The 1040-nt window shown below is 43.5% G+C and carries 1 protein-coding gene and 1 pseudogene; both read left to right on the top strand.

Annotated features, from left to right (window positions below; genetic code table 11):
• A pseudogene (locus tag BZG25_RS15580) lies at positions 1-310 on the top strand (hypothetical protein); the annotation flags it as partial.
• Position 311: 1 nt separating this feature from the next.
• Positions 312-1040 (top strand): hypothetical protein (locus tag BZG25_RS15575; protein ID WP_077639368.1); only part of this gene is annotated, 729 nt, incomplete at its 3' end.

Here is a 1040-nt window from a genome sequence, read left to right as displayed (position 1 = left end):
TTATTCTGTGGGTGTGCCTATTAGTAACTTAATTGGCACCAACGAGCGAGTGGTGGAGTACCAGCGTCTTTGGAATATGATCCAGCGTTACATGGATGTGAGTCAACCGATGCCAGATCTGTTGGTATTAGAAGAAGCTCGAGCCAAAGACCCTGTAACCGCTGCCCATGATCAACAGACTGGCCGCGATCCGCGTTACTGGCGAGATATGAGCGATGACACCTACAAAAAGACACTCGCGGAAATAGCCGAACAACAAAAAACATCGCCCGCCACCGGTCCAAAAATCAATATCTTTGCAGATAGCTGATATGACCTACAACACTGAGCAACTGTCGCTACAACCCACAAAACCACCGCACGGTTTTTTGCAGCAGCTACTAACCAAAGGGCAAGTGTTCCCCTTTACCAAGGCAAATGACACCATTGCTTTATCACTTGCTCGAGAAACAATGCCATCGAACATAAAAAAGACAGAAGGGAATGGAAAGCCATCATTCTGGACCGAAGAAAGTTTAGATAGTGAGTCTCTATCAGGCTGGTCTCAACTTTACTTTTTAATGGTGGGACTGGCAAAAATACTATTAATTCTATTTTTGCCTTTGGCTTATTTAATATTGCTTTATCCACTATTATTTGGTTATGCAAGTTGGGATGCTAGGTGGCAGACTTGGTCAACCGGAACCTATGGCCTAACCCTTTATTTTACACTTCCTTGCTTGCTTATATGGGTTCACTACAAGTTGATATGTAAAGGCTATTATTTCCTAGCGCCTTTTTTAAAAAGCAAACGTGTTTATAGCTTAAACCGTCAGACAGGTATGGTGACCTTGTATAAGCGCGGAAATAAGGTTCGTTTTACGCATCCTTTTATTGAATTTGACTGCGTGTTGATGTCAGCACCGAGTCCGCAAGGCCATCTGAACTATAACTTAATGCTAGTTCATCGCTATCAGCCTTATTCTGTGGGTGTGCCTATTAGTAACTTAATTGGCACCAACGAGCGAGTGGTGGAGTACCAGCGTCTTTGGAATATGATC

It is taken from the genome of Salinivibrio sp. ML198, assembly GCF_001996015.1.
Classification (GTDB): Bacteria; Pseudomonadota; Gammaproteobacteria; order Enterobacterales; family Vibrionaceae; genus Salinivibrio; species Salinivibrio siamensis.
Note: the sequence above shows the minus strand (reverse complement) of the source record. Positions and strands in the feature narration are given on the sequence as shown.